This window comes from Brevibacillus sp. WF146 (assembly GCF_001673705.2).
Taxonomy (GTDB): Bacteria; Bacillota; Bacilli; order Brevibacillales; family Brevibacillaceae; genus Brevibacillus; species Brevibacillus thermoruber.
The window spans coordinates 1,428,933-1,451,804 of record NZ_CP109943.1 but is presented as its reverse complement, the minus strand read 5'-3'; the positions used below and the strand labels follow the sequence as shown (position 1 = coordinate 1,451,804).

At 61.1% G+C, this 22,872-nt stretch carries 24 protein-coding genes; 5 read left to right on the top strand and 19 right to left on the bottom strand.

Features of this window, described 5'->3' with window-relative positions:
• Positions 1-19: 19 nt before the first annotated feature.
• The 5 genes from A6764_RS07110 to A6764_RS07090 all read right to left on the bottom strand — a co-directional run bounded on the left by A6764_RS07110 (position 20) and on the right by A6764_RS07090 (position 3,830).
• Positions 20-283: a hypothetical protein gene (locus A6764_RS07110; protein ID WP_044897784.1), complete on the bottom strand. Its 264-nt coding sequence runs from the start codon at positions 281-283 to the stop codon at positions 20-22.
• Positions 280-1,356 (bottom strand): hypothetical protein, encoded by a 1,077-nt coding sequence (locus A6764_RS07105; protein WP_065066969.1) that lies wholly within the window; start codon positions 1,354-1,356, stop codon positions 280-282. Before A6764_RS07105 ends, A6764_RS07110 begins: the two co-directional genes overlap by 4 nt.
• A gap of 351 nt (positions 1,357-1,707) precedes the next feature.
• Positions 1,708-2,652 (bottom strand): 3'-5' exoribonuclease YhaM family protein, encoded by a 945-nt coding sequence (locus tag A6764_RS07100; protein ID WP_143863924.1) that lies wholly within the window; start codon positions 2,650-2,652, stop codon positions 1,708-1,710.
• Positions 2,653-2,670: 18 nt separating this feature from the next.
• Positions 2,671-3,207: a YkvA family protein gene (locus tag A6764_RS07095; RefSeq protein WP_029099785.1), complete on the bottom strand. Its 537-nt coding sequence runs from the start codon at positions 3,205-3,207 to the stop codon at positions 2,671-2,673.
• Positions 3,204-3,830 (bottom strand): DedA family protein, encoded by a 627-nt coding sequence (locus A6764_RS07090; RefSeq protein ID WP_035295510.1) that lies wholly within the window; start codon positions 3,828-3,830, stop codon positions 3,204-3,206. Before A6764_RS07090 ends, A6764_RS07095 begins: the two co-directional genes overlap by 4 nt.
• A 338-nt stretch (positions 3,831-4,168) precedes the next feature.
• On the opposite strand from A6764_RS07090, the gene A6764_RS07085 reads away from it, so the two are divergent.
• Positions 4,169-4,654 carry a DUF2062 domain-containing protein gene (locus tag A6764_RS07085; RefSeq protein WP_029099783.1) on the top strand — a complete coding sequence of 162 codons (486 nt, stop codon included), beginning with the start codon at positions 4,169-4,171 and terminating at the stop codon, positions 4,652-4,654.
• A gap of 152 nt (positions 4,655-4,806) precedes the next feature.
• On the opposite strand, the gene A6764_RS07080 is transcribed toward A6764_RS07085, so the two are convergent.
• Together A6764_RS07080 and nadE are read right to left on the bottom strand one after the other, a co-directional pair.
• The gene (locus tag A6764_RS07080) at positions 4,807-5,028 is read right to left on the bottom strand and encodes a hypothetical protein (RefSeq protein WP_029099782.1); all 222 of its coding nucleotides are present in this window, start codon (positions 5,026-5,028) and stop codon (positions 4,807-4,809) included.
• Between the two features lie 175 nt (positions 5,029-5,203).
• A complete protein-coding gene (nadE, locus tag A6764_RS07075; RefSeq protein ID WP_029099781.1) occupies positions 5,204-5,956 on the bottom strand; it encodes an NAD(+) synthase in 753 nt (250 codons plus the stop codon).
• Between the two features lie 120 nt (positions 5,957-6,076).
• Between nadE and map the strand changes: the two genes are divergently transcribed.
• The gene (gene map / locus A6764_RS07070) at positions 6,077-6,823 is read left to right on the top strand and encodes a type I methionyl aminopeptidase (RefSeq protein ID WP_065066970.1); all 747 of its coding nucleotides are present in this window, start codon (positions 6,077-6,079) and stop codon (positions 6,821-6,823) included.
• Positions 6,824-6,908: 85 nt separating this feature from the next.
• Here the strand turns inward: map and A6764_RS07065 are convergent, their stop codons facing one another.
• The 7 genes from A6764_RS07065 to A6764_RS07035 form a co-directional block, all read right to left on the bottom strand.
• The gene (locus A6764_RS07065; protein WP_162836732.1) at positions 6,909-7,079 is read right to left on the bottom strand and encodes a hypothetical protein; all 171 of its coding nucleotides are present in this window, start codon (positions 7,077-7,079) and stop codon (positions 6,909-6,911) included.
• Positions 7,080-7,154: 75 nt separating this feature from the next.
• Complete coding sequence (locus tag A6764_RS07060; protein ID WP_044898699.1) at positions 7,155-7,505, bottom strand: PspC domain-containing protein; 351 nt, start codon at positions 7,503-7,505, stop codon at positions 7,155-7,157.
• A 336-nt stretch (positions 7,506-7,841) separates the two neighbouring features.
• Positions 7,842-8,273 carry a DUF2935 domain-containing protein gene (locus tag A6764_RS07055; protein WP_044898698.1) on the bottom strand — a complete coding sequence of 144 codons (432 nt, stop codon included), beginning with the start codon at positions 8,271-8,273 and terminating at the stop codon, positions 7,842-7,844.
• A 387-nt stretch (positions 8,274-8,660) separates the two neighbouring features.
• On the bottom strand, positions 8,661-9,281 hold the full coding sequence (locus A6764_RS07050) for a flavin reductase family protein (protein ID WP_029099777.1): 621 nt from the start codon (positions 9,279-9,281) through the stop codon (positions 8,661-8,663).
• An 18-nt stretch (positions 9,282-9,299) separates the two neighbouring features.
• Positions 9,300-10,460 (bottom strand): homogentisate 1,2-dioxygenase, encoded by a 1,161-nt coding sequence (locus tag A6764_RS07045; protein ID WP_065066971.1) that lies wholly within the window; start codon positions 10,458-10,460, stop codon positions 9,300-9,302.
• Between the two features lie 34 nt (positions 10,461-10,494).
• On the bottom strand, positions 10,495-11,424 hold the full coding sequence (locus tag A6764_RS07040) for a fumarylacetoacetate hydrolase family protein (protein ID WP_065066972.1): 930 nt from the start codon (positions 11,422-11,424) through the stop codon (positions 10,495-10,497).
• A gap of 420 nt (positions 11,425-11,844) precedes the next feature.
• Positions 11,845-12,750, bottom strand: a complete 906-nt coding sequence (locus A6764_RS07035; protein ID WP_264622462.1) for an RluA family pseudouridine synthase — start codon at positions 12,748-12,750, stop codon at positions 11,845-11,847.
• Positions 12,751-12,899: 149 nt separating this feature from the next.
• Here A6764_RS07035 and A6764_RS07030 point away from each other — a divergent pair, with 149 nt between their 5' ends.
• Positions 12,900-14,600, top strand: coding sequence for a pyruvate oxidase (locus tag A6764_RS07030; protein WP_065066975.1), 1,701 nt, complete (start codon positions 12,900-12,902; stop codon positions 14,598-14,600).
• A gap of 131 nt (positions 14,601-14,731) precedes the next feature.
• Here A6764_RS07030 and A6764_RS07025 read toward each other — a convergent pair whose 3' ends face one another.
• From A6764_RS07025 to A6764_RS07010, 4 genes are all read right to left on the bottom strand, one after another.
• Positions 14,732-16,096 carry a polysaccharide deacetylase family protein gene (locus A6764_RS07025; RefSeq protein ID WP_065066976.1) on the bottom strand — a complete coding sequence of 455 codons (1,365 nt, stop codon included), beginning with the start codon at positions 16,094-16,096 and terminating at the stop codon, positions 14,732-14,734.
• Between the two features lie 124 nt (positions 16,097-16,220).
• A complete protein-coding gene (tpx, locus tag A6764_RS07020) occupies positions 16,221-16,742 on the bottom strand; it encodes a thiol peroxidase (protein WP_029099773.1) in 522 nt (173 codons plus the stop codon).
• Positions 16,743-16,830: 88 nt separating this feature from the next.
• Entirely contained in the window at positions 16,831-17,364 is a 534-nt protein-coding gene (locus A6764_RS07015; RefSeq protein ID WP_029099772.1) for a hypothetical protein, read from the bottom strand.
• A gap of 49 nt (positions 17,365-17,413) precedes the next feature.
• Positions 17,414-17,848, bottom strand: a complete 435-nt coding sequence (locus A6764_RS07010) for a gamma-glutamylcyclotransferase family protein (protein ID WP_065066977.1) — start codon at positions 17,846-17,848, stop codon at positions 17,414-17,416.
• Between the two features lie 175 nt (positions 17,849-18,023).
• Here A6764_RS07010 and A6764_RS07005 point away from each other — a divergent pair, with 175 nt between their 5' ends.
• Entirely contained in the window at positions 18,024-21,470 is a 3,447-nt protein-coding gene (locus A6764_RS07005; protein ID WP_065066978.1) for a pyruvate carboxylase, read from the top strand.
• 61 nt (positions 21,471-21,531) lie between these two features.
• Positions 21,532-22,239, top strand: coding sequence for a hypothetical protein (locus tag A6764_RS07000; RefSeq protein WP_264622461.1), 708 nt, complete (start codon positions 21,532-21,534; stop codon positions 22,237-22,239).
• Positions 22,240-22,354: 115 nt separating this feature from the next.
• Here A6764_RS07000 and ytfJ read toward each other — a convergent pair whose 3' ends face one another.
• Entirely contained in the window at positions 22,355-22,813 is a 459-nt protein-coding gene (gene ytfJ / locus A6764_RS06995) for a GerW family sporulation protein (RefSeq protein WP_029099768.1), read from the bottom strand.
• Positions 22,814-22,872 lie beyond the last annotated feature (59 nt).

Below are 22,872 nucleotides of genomic sequence, written 5' to 3'. Positions count from 1 at the left end.
CGCATTTCTTATCAGGTGTTCAAGTGTTCTCGTTTCGGTCATGAGCGATGCCCGCCTCTGCGGACGACTCCCACTGGGCGATAAACTGCTCCAGCCGGTTTATCAGCGCGACGATGCGCTGCTTTTCGCTCATGCAGTCGGCGATGGCGGAAAGCTGATTCGCGGCGAACAGTTCCACCACTTCCCGTTCCATTTCCTGTAGGCGAATCCGATAACGCGCGATAATCTTGCGCAGCAAGGAAAACCTCTGCTCAAACCGGATCATGGCCTCCAGATCGCTCATTGCTGTTCCGCAGCCGCCAGCACTTGCTGAATGCCAAGTGCGATCTGCTCGTTTTTATGTTTCTCTTTCATCAGCACTTCTATCGCCTGCATGTTGCTTTGCTGAAAATGGGCCACCACTTCCTGGGCCATCTCCGCACTGCGCGCCTCCAGACGTCCCAGCGCCTGGCGAAGCAGTTGCTGCACTTCTTCAAGAACCGATTGGTTTTGTACGGTATTCATGGACAGTTCCTCCTCAAAGTGAAGTTGCTCGTGTACTTCGTGATGGTGGTGTGTTTCGTTTCGTTCGCGCTGCTCCTCGCGTCCCTGCTGCGCGTCCGTGGGCTGCGGCCGGGAATCGTCGGACAGCCCTGCGTCTATCGTACCGGCGGCTGTTTGGCCTGCTTCTGCCGGATCTGCCTCCGGCTCCGCTTCTTCCGCTGTCTCCACGGCTGCGGCCGCTTCCAGACCGGCATGCTTTTCCTCTTCGTCGCCGTCGCGGGCGATTATGTACAAGGTTTCGCCGTCCAGACGAAACCGGTCGTCCAGCGCCGGCAAAAACATCGCGTCGACCGCCACGCCCGCTTCCTGCTCCAGAAAATGGTGAACGGAACGGGCCGCCACCTGGGTGATGCCGTTGGCGCGGCAGAACGCGTACACCTGGTCGTTGGCCAGCGTCCACTCCGCCAGAAACCAGCGGGCATCGCCCTGGTACTGGACGAAGCGGGGATCCCGCTCCAACTGCAGCATGCGCATGATCTGATTCCAGCCGAACTGGGTCTGGCGGCGAAGCTCTGCCGCTATTTGTTCCAACGTTTTGGGCGTATGGGTATCACGCACAAAACGGTACGCCAGATCAAACAGTTGATGGGGCTGGTAGGTCAATTCGATGATCGCCTCGGAACGCCCAACCCGCACCGGTGACTGATCCATCCGCAGCACCTTGGCGAGCAGGGCGCTGCCGTCCATGCCGAAGCCGGTTATCAGCCCGCTCGCTTCCAGACGGGAACAGATCTCCTCGCGGGGAAGGGAGCGTTCGCCAGACCGAAACACCTTTTTGATGATACTCGACAGGGTATAGGTTGGCCGTTTCATAAACTTACTCCTTCTACGCTATTGGCAATGGTCTGCCAAGCAAATGGGAATCAAGATGGGTATTCGACACCTGCGGGAAAAATCCTACTGCGGCCAAAAGTGATTGTCTATTCGGTCTGTTTCAAAAATGAAAAAAACGAGCAGATCCGATCCGCTCGTCAGTGTGTAGACAAAGTAACTGCTGAGGGGAGAAGCACGTTTCCGGCATCCGCTCCGTGCTTTCCCCACCGAACACAAGCTAACGCTCGCGTTCGGCGGGGCCCAGTTTACGCCCAGCAAGGAAGCACAGACTGCACGCTCCGCACCTCCGGCTTGCGCAAGCGGCAGTCGCTTTTGCCTGACTCGTCGATTTTAATAGCCCCGCCACACCTTTCGCCTCAAGGCGCCGGCGTAGGCCCACTCCTCGTCCCCCATCTCGGCCAGCGCCTGGCCCAGGGCGTTCATCTTGCTGTCGATCTGGTCGAGATAGTGGAACAGCACGGCTGTGGGCGTCTTGCCGGAGACGGCGCTGCCCCACCCGTTTTCCACATCGCCGTGATGGCTCAGGATGCAGTGCTTCAGATGCAGCACTTCGGGATCTCCGAGGGGAATTCCCCGCTTGCGGCAGATGCCGCTGACGATCTCCGCTCCCATCACCAAATGGCCGATCAACTGCCCGGGGGTGGTGTAGTCGGGCGCGATCGGGTCAGACAGCTCGTACAGCTTGCCGATGTCGTGCAGAATGCACGTGGCGTACAGCACGTCCCGGTCCACCTGGGGGTAGAGCGGCAGCAGCCGCTCGGCCGCGGCCAGGAGCGAGACGATGTGCTCCAGCAAGCCGTGGTAGTAGTTGTGGTGCATGCGCACACCGGCCGGATAGCAGCGCAGGCGGCCGCCGATCTCTTCGTCGGCGAGCGCCTCCGTCACGATCGCGCGCAGCGTCTCGCTTTTGATCCCGCGAACCGCCTGCTGCAGCTTCTCCCAAAGCTCGTCGGCGGGGATCGGCGAGACCGGCACCAGCGACTCCATCAGCACTTCGTCGGACGGGGACGCGAGCCGCACCCGCTGGATGACCAACTGCTTTTTCCCCCGGTAGACCTGCACCGTCGCGTCGATTTTGATGACGGATTTCACCTGGATGGCTTCCTTCAGTTCCGGGGTGACATCCCACAGTTTGGCGGCAATCGTGCCGGAGCGGTCCCCCAGCTCCAGGTTGAGGTATTCGCTCTGGTTGCTGGCGACGCCCACCTCTTTGCTCTTTACCAGACAAAACGTGACAACCCGTTCTCCCTCTTGATAATCAAGCAGATATCTCATCTGTTTGTCCTTCCTCGTCTATTTTTTGCGAAACAGGGTTTCTTCGATCTTGCGCACCAGTTTTTTGCCGACCAGCTCGTCAGCCGATTTGACCACCTTGGTAATCACTTGCAGCAGATCTTCTTCCCCGTTCCAGTGTTCGCGCACGATCGCCTCGTCCACGTCGACGAGGATGCGCCGCAGCGCGTACACCGCCAGCACGACGTCATCGAGCAGTCCGAAGGTGCCCGTCAAGGCTTCCGGAATGAAGTCGATCGGCGTGATGAAATAGGCCACGGCAATCCCGGCCACCGCTTTCGCCTGAACGCCGACGCGTTTGTCCAGCAACAGCCGTGCCAGCAGCACGAACAAATCGGGTGCCAGCAGGATGTACGCGGCTGCCTTTTCGCTGCCTCCCTTTTCGCGAATGAAGGCCTCGATCTTCGCCCGCAGCTTGTCGTAAAAGCGCTGGTGCTGCTCCGGCAGTTTCACCGGCACCGGCTCGGATGGCCGCCGGACGGCGGGCATCCGCTCGTCGCGCAGCCGTTCGTCTTGATGGCGCTGCTCTTCGTTCATGGCAATTCCTCCCGTTTCGTTTTTGCGGCCGCCTTGCGCTTGCGCCAGTAGGACCAGAAGGCGATGACGGCAAGCAGGGTCAGGAAGAAGACTGCCAGGTTGCGCGCGATCAGCGCGAACAGTTCCTCCCAGCGCTCTCCCAACTGCCAGCCGACAGTGACGAACAGGGCGCTCCAGAACAAGCCCCCCGTGTAGGTATACAGCATGAACGTCGGAAACGGAAGCCGGGTGATGCCGGCAAAATAGGCGGTAAACTGGCGGACGCCGGGAATGAAGTAGCCGAGCGGCAGCGCCCACTTGCCCACGCGGTTAAACCAGTCTTCCGTCTTGCGGTAAAGCGCGTAGCCCAGGCCGAGTCGCTTCCCGTACCGCTCGACAAAGGCGAATCCCAGCGTCCTGCCGATCCAGTACGCCGTGGTCATCGCCGTTATGGACCCCAGAAAACAGACGAGAAACGTGGGGACGTACTTCAACTGGCCGGTGGAGACGAGAAACCCGGAAAAGACCAGGAGCGTTTCCTCCGGCAGGGGCATTCCGAGAATTCCCAGAAAAAACAGGCCAAACAAGGCGCCGTACCCGTATTGCGAGATGTATCCGCCAAAAACTGTTACGATTTCATTCAAGATGTTTTCACCACATTTCGAGCTTGTCCCCTCTTTCCATTCATTATGCCAAAAGAAAAGGCGGGGGACAAATGGCTGTGATTCATTTCCAAGGAGGGCGGGAGCAGCTTCTCGGACAGTGGTTGGCCGCGCCCGGCACGCGCGCCGTTTTGCTGGAAAGATTTTTCGGTATGCGGCAGGCAGAGCGCCCGCCCGCGCTACGACAAGGGTTTGACGCCTTTTTTTGGCCCGTTGTCAAAAAATGACGAATTTTAAGGGTTCGCGCCGTGGCTTTCCCACTCTCTTTTCGCTATAATGAGTGGGAGTATGGAAATGGGATAAATGAGGGACAAGCCAGCATGTGGAAAAAAATCTACCGCAAGTTGAAATACGAGTACTACAAGCTGATCCGGATGAAAGGGGCGCCCTCTTTTGTCGCCCGGGGATTCTCCGTCGGCATTTTTGTTGAGTTCATCACCCTGCCTACCTTTGGTCTGGCGTTTCTCCTGCTGTTTCCGCTGGTAAAGCTGTTTCGCTGCAGTTTGCCCGCCGGATTGATCGGCTTCGTGATCGGAAAAATGATCCTGCCAATCTTCATGGTGCTGAATTTCAAACTGGGCTACTCCATCATCGGCAGACCGCTGCATGAACATCTGAAGCACAACAACGAGCCGTGGGCGAACTGGATCGCCTGGATGAAGGAAAAAGGGCTCGCCTATTTTACCGGCAGCGCGATCATGGGTTTCGTCGTTGCCATCGGCAGCTATTTCCTCGTCTACTCCGCCCTGCAGTGGTACCGGCGAAAGCGGGCCCGCCGCTCGCTTGCCAAACGGCAGACGCCGTAAGCCGGAGAGCGGGGCGCGTCCCCCCAAAGCGGGATGGATCCGAAAAAAACAAGACCGGTTCCGACAGTTTTGTCGACCCGGTCTCTTTTTTTGACGTTGACGGCAGCCGGCTGGCGCAAGCGGGCCGTCAATCGAAGCGCTTTGTCACAGGGTTACGCGAAAAAGCCCTTTTCCCGCAGTTGTTCCATGATTTCGGCAACGGTCAGGTTTTGCTGCAGCAGATTCATGGTAACGTCCACCTGCTCGTGAGACAGGCCGTTAGCCCACAGGCTTTCGCGGATCAACACGTCGTTGGGACGGCGGAAGTAAGCCTGCAGGGTCCGCAACACGCGTCCTTCCAGAGACGTTTTCAGCATCAGTTCTGTTGTCGACATCTGTTCCACCTCTTTCCTAAAGAGATCCGTGCATACCTTCTATTATCGTACAAACAGGGCGAAGAATCAACGACTTCCCCTTTTCTTCTGCCTTTTCTGGCCGATGCGCGGCCGCGAACAGACAGCCGCCGAACGGAGAGGCACCGACGTCCGCGGTGATTCCACTGCCCCCTGTCTAAATTTCCGGCATCGGACGCCGCTTGTGTTCGGAGATCCGGTGCAGGTAATCGATCCGCTTTTTGGCCTCCGGGTCCGTCTCGCCCGTGATCAGCAGGCGGTCCAGATCTTCGTACGAAAAGCCCATCTCCTTCTCGTCCGTCTGCCCTTCCCACAGATCGGCGGACGGCGCTTTGGTCAGGATGGACTCCGGCACGCCCAGTTCGCGCGCCAAAATGCGCATCTCGTGCTTGGTCAGGCTGGCCACCGGATTGATGTCGGCCAATCCGTCACCGCCCTTGGTCATGTAGCCGACGTGGATTTCGCTGCGGTTGCAGGTATCCACCACCAGATAGCCCTTTTGGTTGGCAATCGCGTACAGCGTGGTCATGCGCAGCCGCGCCTTGGTGTTTCCTTTGGTTTTGTCGTCAAGGGGAAGCACTTTTTCGATCGCCGGCACGATCGCGTCGTACGCCGGTCCGAGGTCGACGGTCACCAACCGAAGACCGATGGCGTCCGCCAGCTTTTGGGCGTCCTCCGCGTGAACGGCCTGAGAGTACGCCGGCATCCACACTCCGATCACCCGCTCCCTGCCCAGCGCCCGTACGCAGAGAGCGGCGGTTACCGCGCTGTCAATGCCGCCGGAGATGCCCACGACAGCGCCGCCCAGCCCGGGTCCGTCAATCTGCTCGCGGATAAAGGCCACGCGCTTTTCCAGATCTTCCTTCACATGAGCCTGGTAGTGAGCCAGGTGCTCTTGAAACTTGTCCATGCCCAGTACCCCCATCTTCACTGTCTCTTCCCCATCCTACCACGCGGAAATGACTGTGGCAATCGACGGCAAAGAGGTCTACACTAATAACGAGAACAACGGAACACAAGGAGAGAACCGATGATTATCCTCAAGACACCCGAAGAAATCGAACGGATGAGGGCGGCCGGCAAAATTCTCGCCGCCTGCCACCGCGCTCTGGCCAAACGGATTCGCCCGGGGGTCACTCCCTGGGAGATCGACCAATTTGTCGAGCAATTTCTCGCGGAACACGGAGCCACTCCCGAGCAGAAAGGGTACCAGGGCTACCCCTATGCCACCTGCGCCTCCGTCAACGACGTCATCTGCCACGGGTTTCCCACAAAGGAACCGCTGAAAGACGGCGACATCGTGACGATCGACATGGTGGTAAACCTGAACGGGTGGCTGGCCGACTCCGCCTGGTCGTACGCCGTAGGGAACATCTCCCCCGAAGCGAAGCGGCTGCTGCAGGTGACGGAAAAAGCGCTCTATCTGGGCATTGAACAGGCTGTCCCGGGCAACCGCGTCGGCGACATTTCCCACGCGATTCAAAGCTATGCCCAGGCGCAGGGCTATTCCGTCGTGCGCGACTTCACCGGTCACGGAATCGGCCAACAGATGCATGAAGAGCCGTACATTCCCCACTTCGGACCGCCGGGACGCGGCCCCCGTCTGAAAGAAGGCATGGTGATTACGATCGAGCCGATGCTGAATGCGGGCAGCTACCACGTCAAGATCGACGAGGACGGCTGGACGGCCCGGACCCGCGACGGCAAGCTGTCCGCCCAGTACGAGCACACGATCGCGATTACCGCCGACGGTCCCGTGATTCTGACCCGGCAGTGACGGTGACCCGGCAGTGACGGCTGCGAAAAAAGCGGCAGCTCCCTGAGCAAGGGGGCTGCCGCTTTTTGGCCTATGGGTTTTGCGTTTAGCGCTGCGCGCTGTTCGCGTAGCGGTTCATAAGCGCTTCCAATTCCTGCACGTCTTTTTCCAGTTCGCGGATGTCCTCTTCAATCAACCGCTTCACATGCTGTTTTTCCCGCAGAATCTTGCGGGTCTGTTCCAGCCTCTGCTTCATGTCGAACACGCCGAGATACACTGCTTTCCCCTCCCCATCCTATGTAAAGGTTCCACCTTACATGATATGAGGAAGTACGCAAATGTTGCCGGATTCTTATACCCCTTTCCATTTCGCCAATTCGGCGCGAAGGCGGTGCACTTCCTGCATCAGGGCCCGTTTTTCCAGGCGCTCAATCTCGCTGTCCAGGTCGGACCCGTATCCCCGGCCGGCAACCAGCGGATCGTACGGATCGTAGGCGTCGTGTCCGTACGGCCAGGCCGGCTCTTTCGGCATGATAAACGCGAGCAGCGCGTAAATCAACAGCGGCACGCCAGTGAACACGGTGAGAATCACCACCCCGACACGCACGAGTGTGGGGTCCACCCGCAGGAATTGGGCGATGCCTCCGCACACGCCAAACAGGCGTTTATCGCTGCGGGATCGGTATAAACGTCTTTCCATCATGACATTCCTTCCTCTCTGTATCCGTTTCTGCTGGTACTTCCAAGATACCCGAAAGAAAGGACGCCCAAAACTGGCCCCAGGGGGATTTGTCCTCCGTCCCCGGACGGAGGCCGGCTCCGTCCCGTGAGGCCCCTGTGCTTTTCCGGCTGATGGTGCCGCCGGTTTCCTCCGGTCCCTGCCGCATGAAACGGCCTCGTCAGGTCCGCGCTGCGGATGAGGGTCTGGAACCGAACGCCACCCCCTACGGGACGCCCGCCAACACCGGAACAGCCGGCGAGTACGATCGACCGCTCCGGCCGGATGCCGTCTTCCTCTGCCCCGGCTGGGAGCAGCGGGCTAGATCAGCGCCTTGGCCGTCAGCGCTTCGGAAATGCCGATGAAGTATTCCGATTCGCGGCGGATGTGGTTTAACACCGCCAGCGCCGTGGGATTGCTGCGAAACGCCGGACTGGCGGAGCCCATCTGATTCAACAGGCCGATAAACTGCTGGCTCTGCTCCATGGAAAACGTGACCAGCTCCCTGATTTGCCGCATGAGCGGATCGCTCACCCGGTCGCCGGAACGGATGACCGCCTCGATGTAGCGGACATACAGTCCCTGCGTCTGGGAAAACGCCTGCTCCCACTCGGCGAGCGCCTGGACGAACTCCTCCTCCAGATTGGGCACCAGCTCGCGCAGCACGATGGTGTGTTCACTCTCCTGCAGTTTCCAAAAGTCTCCTTCGTCCAAGATCCTTAGCGGCATCTTTTCGTCGTAATGAAATTGCACGCGTACTCCTCCTTTACCACTTTGCCCGGAAGGGTCCACCACAGTCTATGTGACAATGGCGGAAGCGTGCCTTTGCCTCAAAGTGAATCAGACCGTCGGAGTCCGATGGTGTCAATGTGCAGACAAAGTACTGCTGGGGGGAGAAGCACGTTTCCGGCTTCCGTTCCGTGCTCGCCCAGCAGGGAAGCACAGACTGTACGCTCCGCAGTGATTTGCGGGGGATCGCCAAAGTCGCATCGCTACGCAGCCCATTCAAAGGTGGCGATCCCGTTCCCCGCAAATCGCTGCTCCGCTCGGTAGGGCTCACAAGTCACTCCGCCTGGAAACATGCTTCTCCTTCGATGCGATCGGTTTGTCTTCAGTCTGAGACCATCGGAGTCCGATGGTCTATTCCCTTTTCGGTTGATAAATCGGCCGCGGCCGTTCAAACAACTCGCCCAGCGTGGCGTACCAGTGGCCGGCCAGGCGGCTGACGGGGGAGAAGGCGCCGATGTCGATCCTGCCGTCCTGGTAGAGGGAATCGTCGATGTGGACGTGCACCACCTCGCCGATGATCAGGTCGGCCGCAGCCGGCTCGCCCAGCGTCACGATGCGGTGCAGCCGGCACTCAAAATGAATGCGCGACTCGCCCAGGCGCGGCGGGCGGACGGCGGCGGACGGCTGTTCGGTCAGCCCCAGCTCCGCCACCTCGCTCACCTCCGGCGGGTAGTCGGCGGAGGTCTGATTGACCGCGTCCACGTTGAACACGTCCGCCATGTTGACGACAAATTCCTTCGTCTCTGCGATGTTGCGGGCCGTGTCTTTCATCACGCTGCCCGGCCTGCGCATGACCGCGACGGAAACCAACATCGGATCGATGCTGGCCACGTTGAAGTAGCTGAACGGCGCGGCGTTGACCACGCCGTCTGCGCTGAGGGACGTGACCCAGGCGATCGGCCTCGGCACGACCCCGCCGATCAAGAGCTTGTATTTGTCCTGGCGCCCGATGGCGCTGATGTCGATTTCCATGCGAAACCCCTTTCCTGTTTACTCCCGGGGCGGAAGCCAGCTCGCCATGTAGTCCGGGTCCTCGATGCCAAGCGCCTGGCGCGTCACCCTGAGCGGCTTGAACGTGTCCAGCATGACCGCCAGTTCCCTGGTTTCCGTTTTGCCGATGCTCGCTTCGATCTTGCCGGGATGGGGACCGTGTGGGATACCCATCGGATGCAGTGTGAGGGAGCCTTCAAAGATCCCTTTGCGGCTCATGAATTGGCCGTCCACGTAGTAGAGCACCTCGTCGCTTTCCACGTTGCTGTGGAAGTACGGCGCCGGAATCGCCTGCGGGTGGTAGTCGTACAGCCGCGGCACAAAGGAGCAGACGACGAAGTTCTGTCCGGCAAACGTCTGGTGGACCGGCGGCGGCTGGTGAATCCGTCCCGTGATCGGTTCAAAGTCGTGAATGCTGAGCGCGTACGGATAGAGGTAGCCGTCCCAGCCGACCACGTCAAAGGGATGAAAGTCAAACAGGTAGCTGTACAGGACGGACTGCCGCTTGACGCGCACCTCGAATTCGCCTTCTTCCACGTGCGTCTCCAGCCGCTCAGGAACGCGGATGTCCCGCTCGCAATACGGCGAGTGTTCGAGAAGCTGCCCGTGCTCGTTGCGGTAGCGCTTGGGCGGCACGATGTCGCTTTGCGATTCGATCACCAGAAAACGGCTGGCGGCGGACGGCACGACCCGGTACGTGGTGCCGACCGGGATCACCAGATAGTCGCCCTGCCGGTAGGAGATGGTGCCGAAGATGGTCTCCAGCTCCCCTTCCCCCTGGTGGACAAACAGCAGTTCGTCCCCGTCCGCGTTGCGGTAAAAATAGGTCATCGGCTCGGTCGGAGCGCAGACGCCCAGCACCACGTCACTGTTGCCCAGGAGGTACTGCCGGCCTGTAACCGGATCGCCCCCGGCCTTCAGGTCAAAGGTTTTGAAATGCTGGTGCCGGAGGTCCGCCTGCTCCACGTACTCCGGCTTCATCTCGCCGCATCGGCGCGTCGCGCGCACCTGCGTCGGCGGATGATGGTGGTACAGGATCGACTGAATGCCGGAGAAGCCTTTGGTGCCCATCACTTGCTCGCGGTACAGTTCGCCGTTCGGCTTGTAAAAGGTGGTGTGCCGCTTTTTCGGCACGTCCCCCATGCGATGGTAAAAGGGCATCCATCCTTCCTCCTTTTCGTGTTTTGCTGAACCTTTATTCGGTGACGACGTTGCGCAGAACGCCCAGCCGCTCCACCTCCAGCTCCACCACGTCCCCCGGCTCAAGCCACGGACAGCGTTCCGGCCCCAGTTCCAGGATGCAGCCGGTGCCCACCGTGCCCGAGCCGATCACATCGCCGGGATAGAGCGGACAATCGGCGGAAGCCCGGGCGATCATCTCGGCGAAGGTGTAGTGGATGTCGGCCAAACGGCCGCGCGAGTACTCCACGCCGTTTACCCTGGCGACCATGGCGAGATCGTACCGGCTCCCGCTCCCGCCGGGGATGCGGACGTCTTCCAGCTCGTCGGGAGTGACCAGCCAGGGCCCCATCGACGTCGCGAAGTCCTTTCCTTTCGCCGGCCCCAGCCCCACCTTTACTTCATCACGCTGCACGTCGCGGGCGCTCCAGTCGTTCAGGATGCAGTAGCCGGCGATGTGCTCCTCCGCCCGCTCGACGGGAATGTCCACGCCCCCTTTGCCGATGACGCAGGCCACCTCCAGCTCGTAGTCCAGCCAGCGCGCCGCCTTGGGCCGCTTCACCGCCGCTTCGGGGCCGACGAAGGCGGCGGCGTTGGAAAAGTAAAAGACGGGAAAGCGGTACCACTCCGGGATCATGTCCAGCCCGCGGCGGCCGCGCGCCGTCCTGACATGCGCCTCAAACGCGTAAAAGTCGCGAAAGCTGCGGGGACGGGGCAGGGGAGAACCCAGTACGGCCTGCTCCGCCGGCACCGCGCAGGCAGCCGCGTCCGCCTCGTGGTCCAGACGCTCCAGCCGCTCCCGCCAGCGCTCCCACTCGTCCAGCAGGTCCAGCACGGAAGCGGGGGCCTCCGGAATCGCCTGCGCGATGTCGATCACGAAACCGCTCCGAAACAAACCCGCCCGCCAGTCTCCCTGCCCGCCGCGACGGTACGACACCAGTTTCACGCACATCCCTCCTCGCCACACCATTGTTCATATGCCTGCGCTTCCGCTTTTTTTGGCAGCGCCGCCCCTCGCCGGCGCCCCTGTCGGGCTAGGGACGGCACACAAAAAGCCCAGCTTACCCCCAAGCCGTCCCGACTGCATACGAAAACAAGGCAATCCGCTGTTGCCAATGCAAGTCAGGACAGGTGTCGGGCGCAAGCTGGGCTCTGTCCGCTACCGAAGAAAACCTTGCGGGCATTCCCCCGCAGACAGCCAGCCATCGTAAAGTGCTGCCGCTCTTCTCTTGTCTGTCTCTATCCCCATCATAACGGAAACGCTTTCCTTTCGCCAGAGGGAATTGACGGAATCTTGACACTTCTCTGCCGACGCGTACGCTCCCCTCGCCCCTGTGCGCCTCAGGGGAGCCGTACGTCTGTCCGTTTAGTCCCGGTGTCCGAAAACACGAGCCGCCAGCTCCCGCATGTCAGCCGGAAGCGGTTCGCTCCACTCCATCGCCTGCCCGCTGCGCGGATGGACAAACGACAGTCTGGCCGCGTGCAGCGCCTGACGGCCGATGCAGGTCCGGCTGCCGCCGTACAGGTCGTCTCCCGCCAGCGGATGGCCGAGATGGCTCATGTGGACGCGGATCTGGTGCGTGCGACCCGTCTCCAGCTTCAGCTCCAGCCAGCTCATTCCGCCGCCCCTGGCCAGCACCCGGTAGCGGGTGACCGCCGGCTGGCCGTCCGGCCGCACCTCGCGCACGATGATCGAATCGTCGCGCAGGCCAATCGGAGCGTCGACCGTTCCTTCCTCCTCGGCCACCTCCCCCTCGACGATCGCCTGGTACCAGCGGTGCAGCGTCCGCTCTTTCTGCATGCGGCTGAACTGCTCGTGGGCCCATTGGTTTTTGGCGACGATCAACAGGCCGGACGTGTCCTTGTCCAGCCGGTTGACAGGGCGAAACTTGCGCCGCTCGCCCCGCTCCCGCCAGTAGGCGACCACGCCGTTGGCCAGGGTGCCGCCCGTGTGCCCGCCGGTAGGATGGACGACGAGTCCCGCCGGCTTGGCGATGACCATGATGTCCTCGTCTTCGTGACGGATCGCCAGCTCCATCGGCTCCGGCAGCACCGTCTCTTCCTCTTCGCCAGGCACCAGGATGGCCACTTCATCCCCCGGCCGCAGCCGCTCCGTGACGAAAACAGGCGTCCCGTTGCGGGTGACGGCTCCCTGGTACTTGGCCCGGACCAGCAGCCGGCGGGACACCCCGAACCGTTTTTGCAGCGCGTCGCGAATGGTCATATCCGCTTCCCGCTCCGTAGCCGTAAACCGAATCAGCTCTTCCAGCATGTCGTCTCTCCTTTGTCGGAAACCCTTCCTGGTCAGTATAGCACAAACGGACGGACAGGACGGTTCAGCCGCCGTCCTGCGGCCCGCACCGTTTTTCTCGCGGGAGAATTGCACACACTAACGTGAACCTATGTGAAAGGAGCGTTCGGATGTTGGGAAAAACGGCGGGAGAAGTGCTGATCGAACTCCTGATCGAGTGGGGAGTGGACCATATTTACGGAATGCCGGGAGACTCCATCAACTCGATCATGGAACCTCTGCGCAAGGCCAAAGACAAGATCCGGTTCATTCAGGTGCGGCACGAAGAGGCGGGGGCGCTGGCGGCGGCGGCTTACGCCAAGCTGACCGGAAAACTGGGCGTATGCATGGCGATTGCAGGCCCGGGGGCCATCCATTTGTTAAACGGCTTGTACGACGCCAAGCTGGACAGGGCGCCCGTCCTGGCCATCACCGGTCAGGTGGAGACCGATCTGCTCGGTACCGACTACTTTCAGGAAGTGAACCTGGAACGCATGTTTGACGACGTGGCCGTCTACAACCAGCGCATCATGTCGGCCGAGCAGCTGCCGGCTGTGGTCAATCAGGCGATCCGGTCCGCCTACGCGAAAAAAGGCGTGGCGGTCCTCACCATACCGGACGACATCCCCCGGTTTGAGGTGAAGCGGGAAGCCAGGCGGACCAGTTCGCTGTTCGCCAGGCCGCAGATTCTGCCGCAGGCGGCCGATCTGCTGCAGGCGGTCCGGATTCTCGAGCAGGCGCGAAAGCCGGTGATCCTGGCCGGCCGCGGCGCCAGGGAGGCGAGCCAGCCCCTGATCGAGTTCGCGGAAAAAATCGCCGCGCCCATCGTGCTGACGCTGCCCGGCAAAGGGACAATCCCGGACGAGCATCCGCTCTGCCTGGGCGGTTTGGGGCTGATCGGCACCAAGCCGGCCTACGATGCCATGCGGGAAGCCGACACCCTGGTCATGGTGGGCACGTCCTTCCCGTTCACCGGATTTTTGCCGGAGGGGGCGCGGACCATTCACATCGATACGGACCCCGCCCAGATCGGCAAGCGCTATCCGGTCGATGCCGGTTTGGCCGGAGATGCCCGCCATACCTTGAACTGGCTGGCCAGGGAGCTGCCTGTCAGGACCGACCGGAGCTTCCTTGCGCGCTGTCAGCGGGAAATGAAGCAGTGGTGGGAAAAGATGGACAGGGAAGAGGCACAGTCCGACGTTCCGATCAAACCGCAGCGCGTCATCCGCGCGCTGCAGCAGGTTGTCCAGGACGACGCCGTCTTGTCGGTGGACGTGGGCAACGTCACCGTCTGGATGGCCCGCCACTTCCGCATGAGCCGGCAGCAGTTGGTCATCTCCAGTTGGCTGGCCACGCTCGGCTGCGGCCTGCCCGGCGCCATCGCGGGAAAAATCGCCTATCCCGGCAAACAGGTAATCGCCGTGTGCGGTGACGGCGGTTTCGCCATGCTGATGAGCGATTTCGTCACGGCCGTCAAATACCAACTGCCCATCGTGGTCGTCGTCCTCAACAACCACAAGATCGCCATGATCAAGTTTGAACAGGAAGTCATGGGAAATGTGGAATTCGCGACAGACCTGCACAACCCCAACTTCGCCCGGTTTGCCGACATCTGCGGCGGCGTCGGCTTCCGCGTGGAAAAGCCGGAGGAGCTGCTCCCCGCCCTGCAGCAGGCCGTGTCAGAGAAAAAGCCGTGCATCGTCGATGTGCTGGTCGACGCCCGGGAAGCCCCGATGCCGGCAAAAGTCACCTTTGCTCAGGCAGCCGGCTACGCCAAACACCTGTTGAAAGAGCTGTTTGAGGAAGGCAGGCCGGAAGTGCCCGTACCCTGACCGGAGTGCGAACCATCCCCTCCGCGCGGACAAAAACAGGACATCTGTGGGAACAGCGGGAGAAGCTGAACGTCATCCATCCCTGGCTGGCGGACGCCTATCGGGAATTGGCCGCGAAAGGGTACTAATGTTCACGGTTTCGCGGCCGTGCGGTACCGTTCGGCGTCGATCACCTGCCTGCTGTCGAACATGTGGGCAAGCCGCTCACCCTGTTGTTCCAGCGCAATCCCGTCGATGTGGCGCCGATCCATCATCACCGCCTCGCCCGTGAATTTCAGATACGGGGCCGGCCCCACGCCGCACAGGACGGCAAAGCCCGATCGGACGAGAAAGGCGTACTTGTCGCTGTTCGTCTCCACGCGGCTGCCGTACGGGTAGACGTAAACCGGCGTGGGACCGGTCAGCGGCTCCACTTCCCGTTTCCAGCGCAGCGTGTCCTCCACCAGACTGTTGTAGCTGATCCGCTGCGCGTCGCGGTGCCCGTATCCGTGGGAGGCAAACGACCAGCCGGTTTCCTTCAGCCGTGCGATCACCTTGAGCGCCTCCCGCTTTTCGCTCTCGTAATGCGGCGAGGCTGCGTCCTGGGTGCGGTAGCCGAGCACACCCTCGTAGCCCGTCAGCGCGATCATCCCTTTTGCGCCGCGAAACGAAAAATCGGGATGCGCGCGGACGAACGCGTCCAGAATCGGGACAATCTCGTTGTTATAAGCGATCGACTCGTTTCCCTCCGGGGTGCGCGAATAGGCGGCCACGTTGCCGTCACCATCCAGCACCAGTTTGTGCACGTTGCCGTTTTTCCGCATGTAGTCGTAGTAGTTCATGTCGTCGATCGAGATGATCAGCGGCTTTTTGTTCTTCGGCAGCCTCAGCTCTTTTTTCACCAGGTGGCGCCGTCCGTTCTCCACGCGTTCCTCGTACAGGTCGCGGATGTCGATCAGGATGTACTGGTTTCGGTACAGCGACTCCACGATCCGCTCAAACTCTGGCACGGTGACAAACCAGTCGCGGTAGCCTTTGTCCATCGCATCCCCGTCGAAGGCCAACGTCGGGTAGGCGATCAGCGGATGAAAAAAGATGTGTTCGACCGGCCCGCGGTAGACGGCCAGTTCCTGCGTGTCCGCCGCGGCCGAACCAGGCCGATCCGATGCCGGTCCGGTCTCACCGGGCTGTCGGGATTCCGTGCCCGGCTGGTCGGTGGTCGGCGATCCCGCATGCGGCTGATCCGCCTGCGGCCCACCCTCGTCCGGCTTCCTCGCCCCCGTTTCCGTTGGATGAGCATCGGGCTGTTTTGAGTCTGGCTGTTTTGCGTCCGGCTGTTTTGCGTCCGGCTGTCTTTCCTGGCTGTCCCCCGCCTGCGGCGTCTTGCCGCCCGGGCTGACGTTCGCTGCGGGCAGGGGGATGTCGTCCCGGCCCTTCAGGTTTGGGCCGGCACATCCCGGGAGCAGCAGGGCCGGTACGAGGGCGCAGGCAAGCAGTGTTTGTCTTCCCTTTGACATGTGGGATTCCTCTCCATTCATCCAAATCATACCTGCCATGTAGACGAATGGTGGAAGTTTTTGTTTCCTTTTGGAAAAAGAAAAACCCCCCTCGTCCGACGAAGGGGGCACCTCGAAACATCCGTTATTTCGCTGCTTTGGCCGCCGCGATTGCCGCCTCGTAGTTCGGGTGTTCACCCACGGCCGGCACGTATTCGGCGTATACCACCTTGTCGTTGGAATCGACGACGAAGACGGCGCGGGAGAGCAGACGCAGCTCCTTGATCACGACGCCGTACGCGAGACCAAACGACAGGTCGCGGTGGTCGGACAGGGTTTGCACCTTGTCGATGCCGGCGGCGCCGCACCAGCGGGCTTGGGCGAACGGCAGGTCGACGGAGATGGTCAGGACGGTCACGCCGTCCAGTTTGGCCGCTTCCTCGTTAAAACGGCGGGTTTGCGCATCGCACACGCCCGTGTCCAGGGACGGCACGACGGAGATGATGCGCACGGTGCCTTTGGAGTCGTCCAGGGTAACCGGCGTCAGGTTGTTGGCCAGCACGGTAAAGTTGGGAGCGGTGTCGCCCACTTTGATTTCCGGGCCCAGCAGGGTGACCGGGTTGCCTTTGAACGTGACCACGCCTTGGCGTTCTACAGTTGCAGTCATGAAATTTTCCTCCTCACCAGAGAATCATATGTACCTCTTTCATGATACCCTATTTTTCTACCTTTTTCACTATGCCAACAGTAGAATTTTACACCTGGAAGCGGACGTGTTCCTCCGTGCGCTGTTCCACTTTGTCAATGCGTTTCACTTCGTGTTCGTACTCCCAGTTGCTCCTGCGGTTCAGCTCGTGGCAGCGCATCAGCGCGTGATAGAGGGCAAAGTCGAAGCTCACCCGTTTCAGTTCGTACTGCGTGCTCATCGACTGGGGAAGGATCGTGTTGACGATCTCGATCCGGTAGGCGGCCTTTTCCCGCGAGCGGCGGGTCGGCGCGATGTAGCCCATCTGTTTCAGCACAAACCCGTAGTCAAACTCTCCGTTGTCGTCAAAGTCGACCGTCTCGTCCGAGGTGGCCAATAGCTGCAAACACTCGCTTGCGTCCATCCGCTCAAAGCTGGCGGGCTTGGGCAGGGCGAGAACGGAACCGTCGCCGTTGACGAAGTAGATGTGGTCGCGGTAGTGAAACATCAGTTCGTCCTCCGGCATGTCGTCGGCAAACATCCAGTTCGCCGCCGGAATCAACAGCCGCCAGATGTCGGCGGGCGCGGCATGCAGCAATTCCATGGCAGGGCTCCCTCCTTTTCCCTACCATTTTGGGCAAAAAGGCCCGCCCCTATTCTCCCCGGCGGCGCATGAAGGCCCGCCAATCGCCGTCGTCCAGGAAAATGCCTGTCCGTTTCGCATACGCTTCGTCCACGTAGCGATACACGTAGACGTACCGTTCTTCTCCCGTTGCCGCCAGCCGCGCCGTCACGATTTCGCGTTCGTATTCGTTGCGCGGATCGCCCGGTCCGACATACGTCTCCAGTTCGTCCAGTCCGCGCAGCGCTTCGTCGTACACCTCCGGCGAAAAAAGGAGCACGTCTCCCTTGACCGTCCCCTCCCCTTCTCTCAGCAGCCCGGGATAGCCGGTGGGCAAATGGTAGAGCCGCCCTTTCACTTCCGCCGGCAGGGCGTGATGGGGATACGGCTTGACGTACAGCTCCCAATTGCGGAAACCCTCCAGGAGCGAGCCGTAGACGAAAACGGGCAAACGGTTTGGATTCATTTGGTTTCCCCTCCCATTTTGGAATATGTTCCAGTGAAACATCGTCTGCCATTCGGGAAACTTCCACTCTCTGATAATGGTAAAAAAAACTGATGTTTCCGCACCCGCAATTTTGTATATTTACACTATATATAATTTTCACTCACGATTGCGAGAGAAGAAGGGGGAGAGCACCATGCACAAGCGCAAGATCAACCGGCTGCTGGTCGCCAACCGCGGGGAAATCGCCATCCGCATCTTCCGCGCCGCCACCGAGCTGGGGATTCGCACCATCGCCATCTACTCGGAGCAAGACAACGTCTCCATTCACCGCTTCAAGGCGGACGAGTCCTATCTGGTAGGCGCGGGCAAAGGGCCGATCGAAGCCTATCTGGACATCGACAGCATCATTGAAATCGCCAAGCGCAACGACGTCGACGCCATCCACCCGGGCTACGGTTTTCTCGCCGAAAACGCCGAATTTGCCCGCCGCTGCGAGCAGGAAGGGATCATTTTCATCGGTCCGTCGCCCGACCTGATCGAGGCGTTCGGCGACAAGGTGGAAGCGCGCCGGATGGCGATCGACGCGGGCATTCCGGTGATTCCGGGGACGCCGGAACCGATCGAGACGCTGCAGGACGCGATGCTGTTTGCCAAAGAGCACGGCTACCCGATCATCATCAAGGGGGTGTCAGGCGGCGGCGGTCGGGGCATGCGCATCGTGCGCAGCCAGGACGAGCTGCAGGAAGCGCTGGATCGGGCCCGTTCCGAAGCCCGGTCGTCGTTTGGCAACGCCAAGGTCTACCTGGAGCGCTATCTGGAACAGCCGAAACACATCGAGGTGCAGATCCTCGGCGATTCGCACGGCAACATCGTCCACCTGTACGAACGGGACTGCTCGGTGCAGCGCCGCCACCAGAAAGTGGTGGAAGTGGCCCCCAGCCTGGCGCTGGACGACGAACTGCGCGAGGCCATCTGCCAGTCCGCGCTGAAGCTGATGAAACAGGCGGGCTACAGCAACGCCGGCACCGTCGAGTTCCTGCTGACGCCGGATCGTCGGTTTTACTTTATCGAAGTGAATCCCCGCATTCAAGTGGAGCACACGATTACCGAACTGATCACCGGCATTGACATCGTGCAGGCGCAGATTCGCATCGCCGAAGGGCACGCGCTGTCCGATCCGGAAATCGGCATCCCGTCCCAGGAGGCGGTGCAGATGAGCGGCTACGCCATCCAGTGCCGCGTCACCACGGAAGACCCGGAAAACAACTTCCTGCCCGATGCGGGACGGCTGCTGGCCTGGCGCTCCGGCGGCGGCTTCGGCGTGCGGCTGGACGGCGGCAACGGCTACCCCGGCGCGATCATTACGCCCTACTACGACTCGCTGCTGGTGAAAATCTCCACCTACGCGACCACCTTTGACCAGGCCGCCCGCAAAATGCTGCGCACGCTGCGCGAATTCCGCATCCGCGGGGTAAAAACCAACCTGCCGTTTTTGGAGAACGTCGTCACCCATCCCGATTTCCTGAGCGGCCAATACGACACCTCGTTCATCGACACCAAACCGGAGCTGTTCATTTTCCCGGGCCGCCAAGACCGCGGCACCAAGCTGCTCTCCTACATCGGCAACACGATCGTCAACGGCTACCCGGGCCTGCCGAAGCAGGAGAAAAAACCGCACTTTGACACGCCGCGCATTCCCCGGACCTCGTTTGCCCAGCCGTACCCGGACGGCACCAAACAGATTCTGGACCGCGAAGGCGTGGACGGGCTGATTCGCTGGATCCGCGAACAGAATCGGGTGCTGATTACCGACACCACCTTCCGCGACGCCCACCAGTCGCTGTTTGCCACCCGCGTCCGCACCTACGATCTGGCGGCGGTGGCGGAAGCGACCGGCAAGCTGGGCGCCGGCCTGTTCTCGCTGGAAATGTGGGGCGGCGCCACGTTTGACACGGCGATGCGCTTTTTGCGGGAATCCCCCTGGGAGCGGCTGCAGATCCTGCGCCAGCGCATCCCCAACATCCTGTTCCAGATGCTGCTGCGCGGAGCCAACGCCGTCGGATACACCAACTACCCGGACAACGTCATCCAGGCGTTCGTCAAGGCCTCGGCGGAAAACGGCATCGACGTCTTCCGCATCTTTGACAGCCTCAACTGGCTGCCGGGCATGCAGACGGCCATCGACGCGGTGCGCCAGAGCGGCAAAGTGGCGGAAGCGGCCATCTGCTACACTGGCGACATCCTGGACCCAAGCAAGACCAAGTACACCCTGCGCTATTACGTCGACCTGGCCAAGCAGTTGGAAAAGGCGGGGGCGCACATCCTGGCGATCAAGGACATGGCCGGCCTGCTGAAGCCGTACGCCGCCTACGAACTGGTCCGCGCCCTGAAACAGGAGATCGGCATCCCGATCCACCTGCACACGCACGACACGTCCGGCAACGGCGTGGCGATGCTGCTGAAGGCGATCGAAGCGGGCGTAGACATCGTCGACGCCTGCGTCAGCTCCATGTCGGGGCTCACTTCCCAGCCCAGCCTCAACGCGCTGATCGCCGCCCTCGCCCACACGGAACGGGACACGGGCCTCTCCCTCGACTCGTTCAACAAGCTGTCCGACTACTGGGAGGACGTCCGGCCGCTGTACCAGGGCTTCGAGAGCGGCATGAAGGCGAGCAATACGGAAGTGTATGTGCACGAAATGCCGGGCGGCCAGTACACCAATCTGGAGCAGCAGGCCAAGGCGGTCGGCCTCGAGGGACGGTGGGACGAGGTCAAACAGATGTACGCCACGGTGAACCGGATGTTCGGCGACATCGTCAAGGTCACCCCCTCCTCCAAAGTGGTGGGCGACATGGCGCTGTTCATGGTGCAAAACGGCCTGACCGAAGAAAACATCTGGGAAAAGGGGCAGCGGCTCGACTTTCCCGACTCCGTCATCCAGTTCTTCCAGGGCTACCTCGGACAGCCGCCGGGCGGATTCCCGAAAAAGCTGCAGGAACTGGTGCTGAAAGGGCGGGACGCCTTCACGGCCCGGCCGGGCGAACTGCTCCCCCCTGTCGACTTTGCCAAGGTGGCGGCCGAACTGGAGGAAAAAATCGGCCGGGAGCCGAGCGAGCTGGACGTGCTGGCGTACATCATGTATCCGCAGGTCTTCCTGCAGTACGACCAGAGCGTCAAAGAGTACGGCGACCTGTCCGTCCTGGACACCGCCACCTTCTTCTACGGGCTGCGTCCGGGCGAAGAGACGGCGATCACAATCGAGCGCGGCAAGACCTTGATCATCAAGCTGGTGGCGGTCGGCGATCTGCATCCGGACGGGCGGCGCATTATCTACTTTGAGCTGAACGGACAGCCGCGGGAAATCTTCATCCGCGATCAGTCCGCCCAGGTGACGGAACAGACCCGCCGCAAGGCCGACCCGCAAAACCCCGCCCACCTCGGCGCCTCCATGCCGGGCAAGGTGCTGAAGGTGCTGGTGGCGGAAGGGGACAAGGTGCGCAAGGGCGAACATTTGCTGGTGAGCGAAGCGATGAAGATGGAGACGACCATTCAGGCGCCGCTTGACGGCAAGGTAAAAGCAGTCTACGTCAAGGCGGGCGACGCCATTGAGACGGGTGATCTGCTCGTGGAAATGGAATAATGCGGCAGATCGTTCTATAATAGAAAGAGAAACAATCCGACGGTGAAGGGAGGAGATCGTCATGAGACCGGCTTCGATCAGCCTGGTGCCGTACCGGTACAGGGTGGACAGCTACCGCGCCCACATGGCCCAGGCCAAGCTGAGCGCCCCCGTCGAGCCCATTCGCGGCTACAGTCTGCACCCGTTTTACGCCAAACAGCGGCAGTGGACGGCGGAGGTGGCCGATGTCTTGTCCCGCCTCTACCGGTACACGACGGAACTGGAACGGGCGGCGCGGCAGTTTGCGCCATCCCGCCGGGGGAGTCTCGGGAACGCGGCGGCGGACGGCACCGCCCCCGACGTGGAAGTGCTGCTCCGCCGGACGCGTCAACTGGCGGAACGGTACAATCGGCTGCAGCGATTTTGGCGGGAGCGTCCCGACTCGTTCGCTCCCGGTCTGGACGATACCTTCTCCCGCATTACCCGGGCCGCACAGAGCGTGCTGCCCGCGTACGGCATCCGGCTGCAGCAGGACGGCAGCCTGGATGTGGACGACGACGCCTTCCGCCAGGGTGTCGCCCAGGATTTCTCCGGCTTTGAACAAGCGATGCAGGACCTGTCGCAGTCGTTCCGGCAGGTGGCGGATCGCCTGCAGGCCGCGCCCCCGGGGGTCTTTTCCCGCCGCGGCGCGCCGTCAAAGGGGGGCAATCCGTACGAATCGTCCCTGCTGCCGAACCTGTTTTTCCGGCACGCGGCCAGCACCGGCCTGTTCCTTAATCAATTGTGGTGATCAAATAATGGCAGGTCGGAATCGCGGCATGAATCCGACTCCCGCCTACAACAAACAACAGGTATGCCTTCCAATCGCGGCATACCTGTTGTTTGTTTGCATGTGGTGGTTCCGCCTAGCTGCGCTCGATCAGTTCTTCCAGATCGTGTTCGTCCGCGCTGGTGACAAACGTGGTGGACGTCACGGACGCCTGCTCTTTTTTGCCCACCATGCTCTGCAGTTTGTCCACAACCTGCGGAATGGAGTCCAAAATCCGATCGTACAGATGGGTCGTATTTTCCAGCGGAATCGAGCGAATCCCCTGCTTGCCCACGACCAGAAACGCTACCGGCGTGATCGACACCCCGCCGCCGCTTCCCCCGCCGAACGGATGGCCGATGACTCCGGCGTGATCCTTTTCGTACTGGAATTCGCTGCCTCCCGCCGCGAAACCAAACCCAACCTTGGAGATCGGCAGAATCACGCTGCCGTCCGGCGTCTCCACCGGATCGCCGATGATGGTATTCACATCGACCATTTGTTTTATGTTTTCCATTGCTGTTCTCATCAAACCCTGAATGGGATGGTCTGCCATGCCGTTTCCTCCTTGTCGAGATGAAATCCCCGTCTGAGCGAGTCTTTTCCGCATTTGCT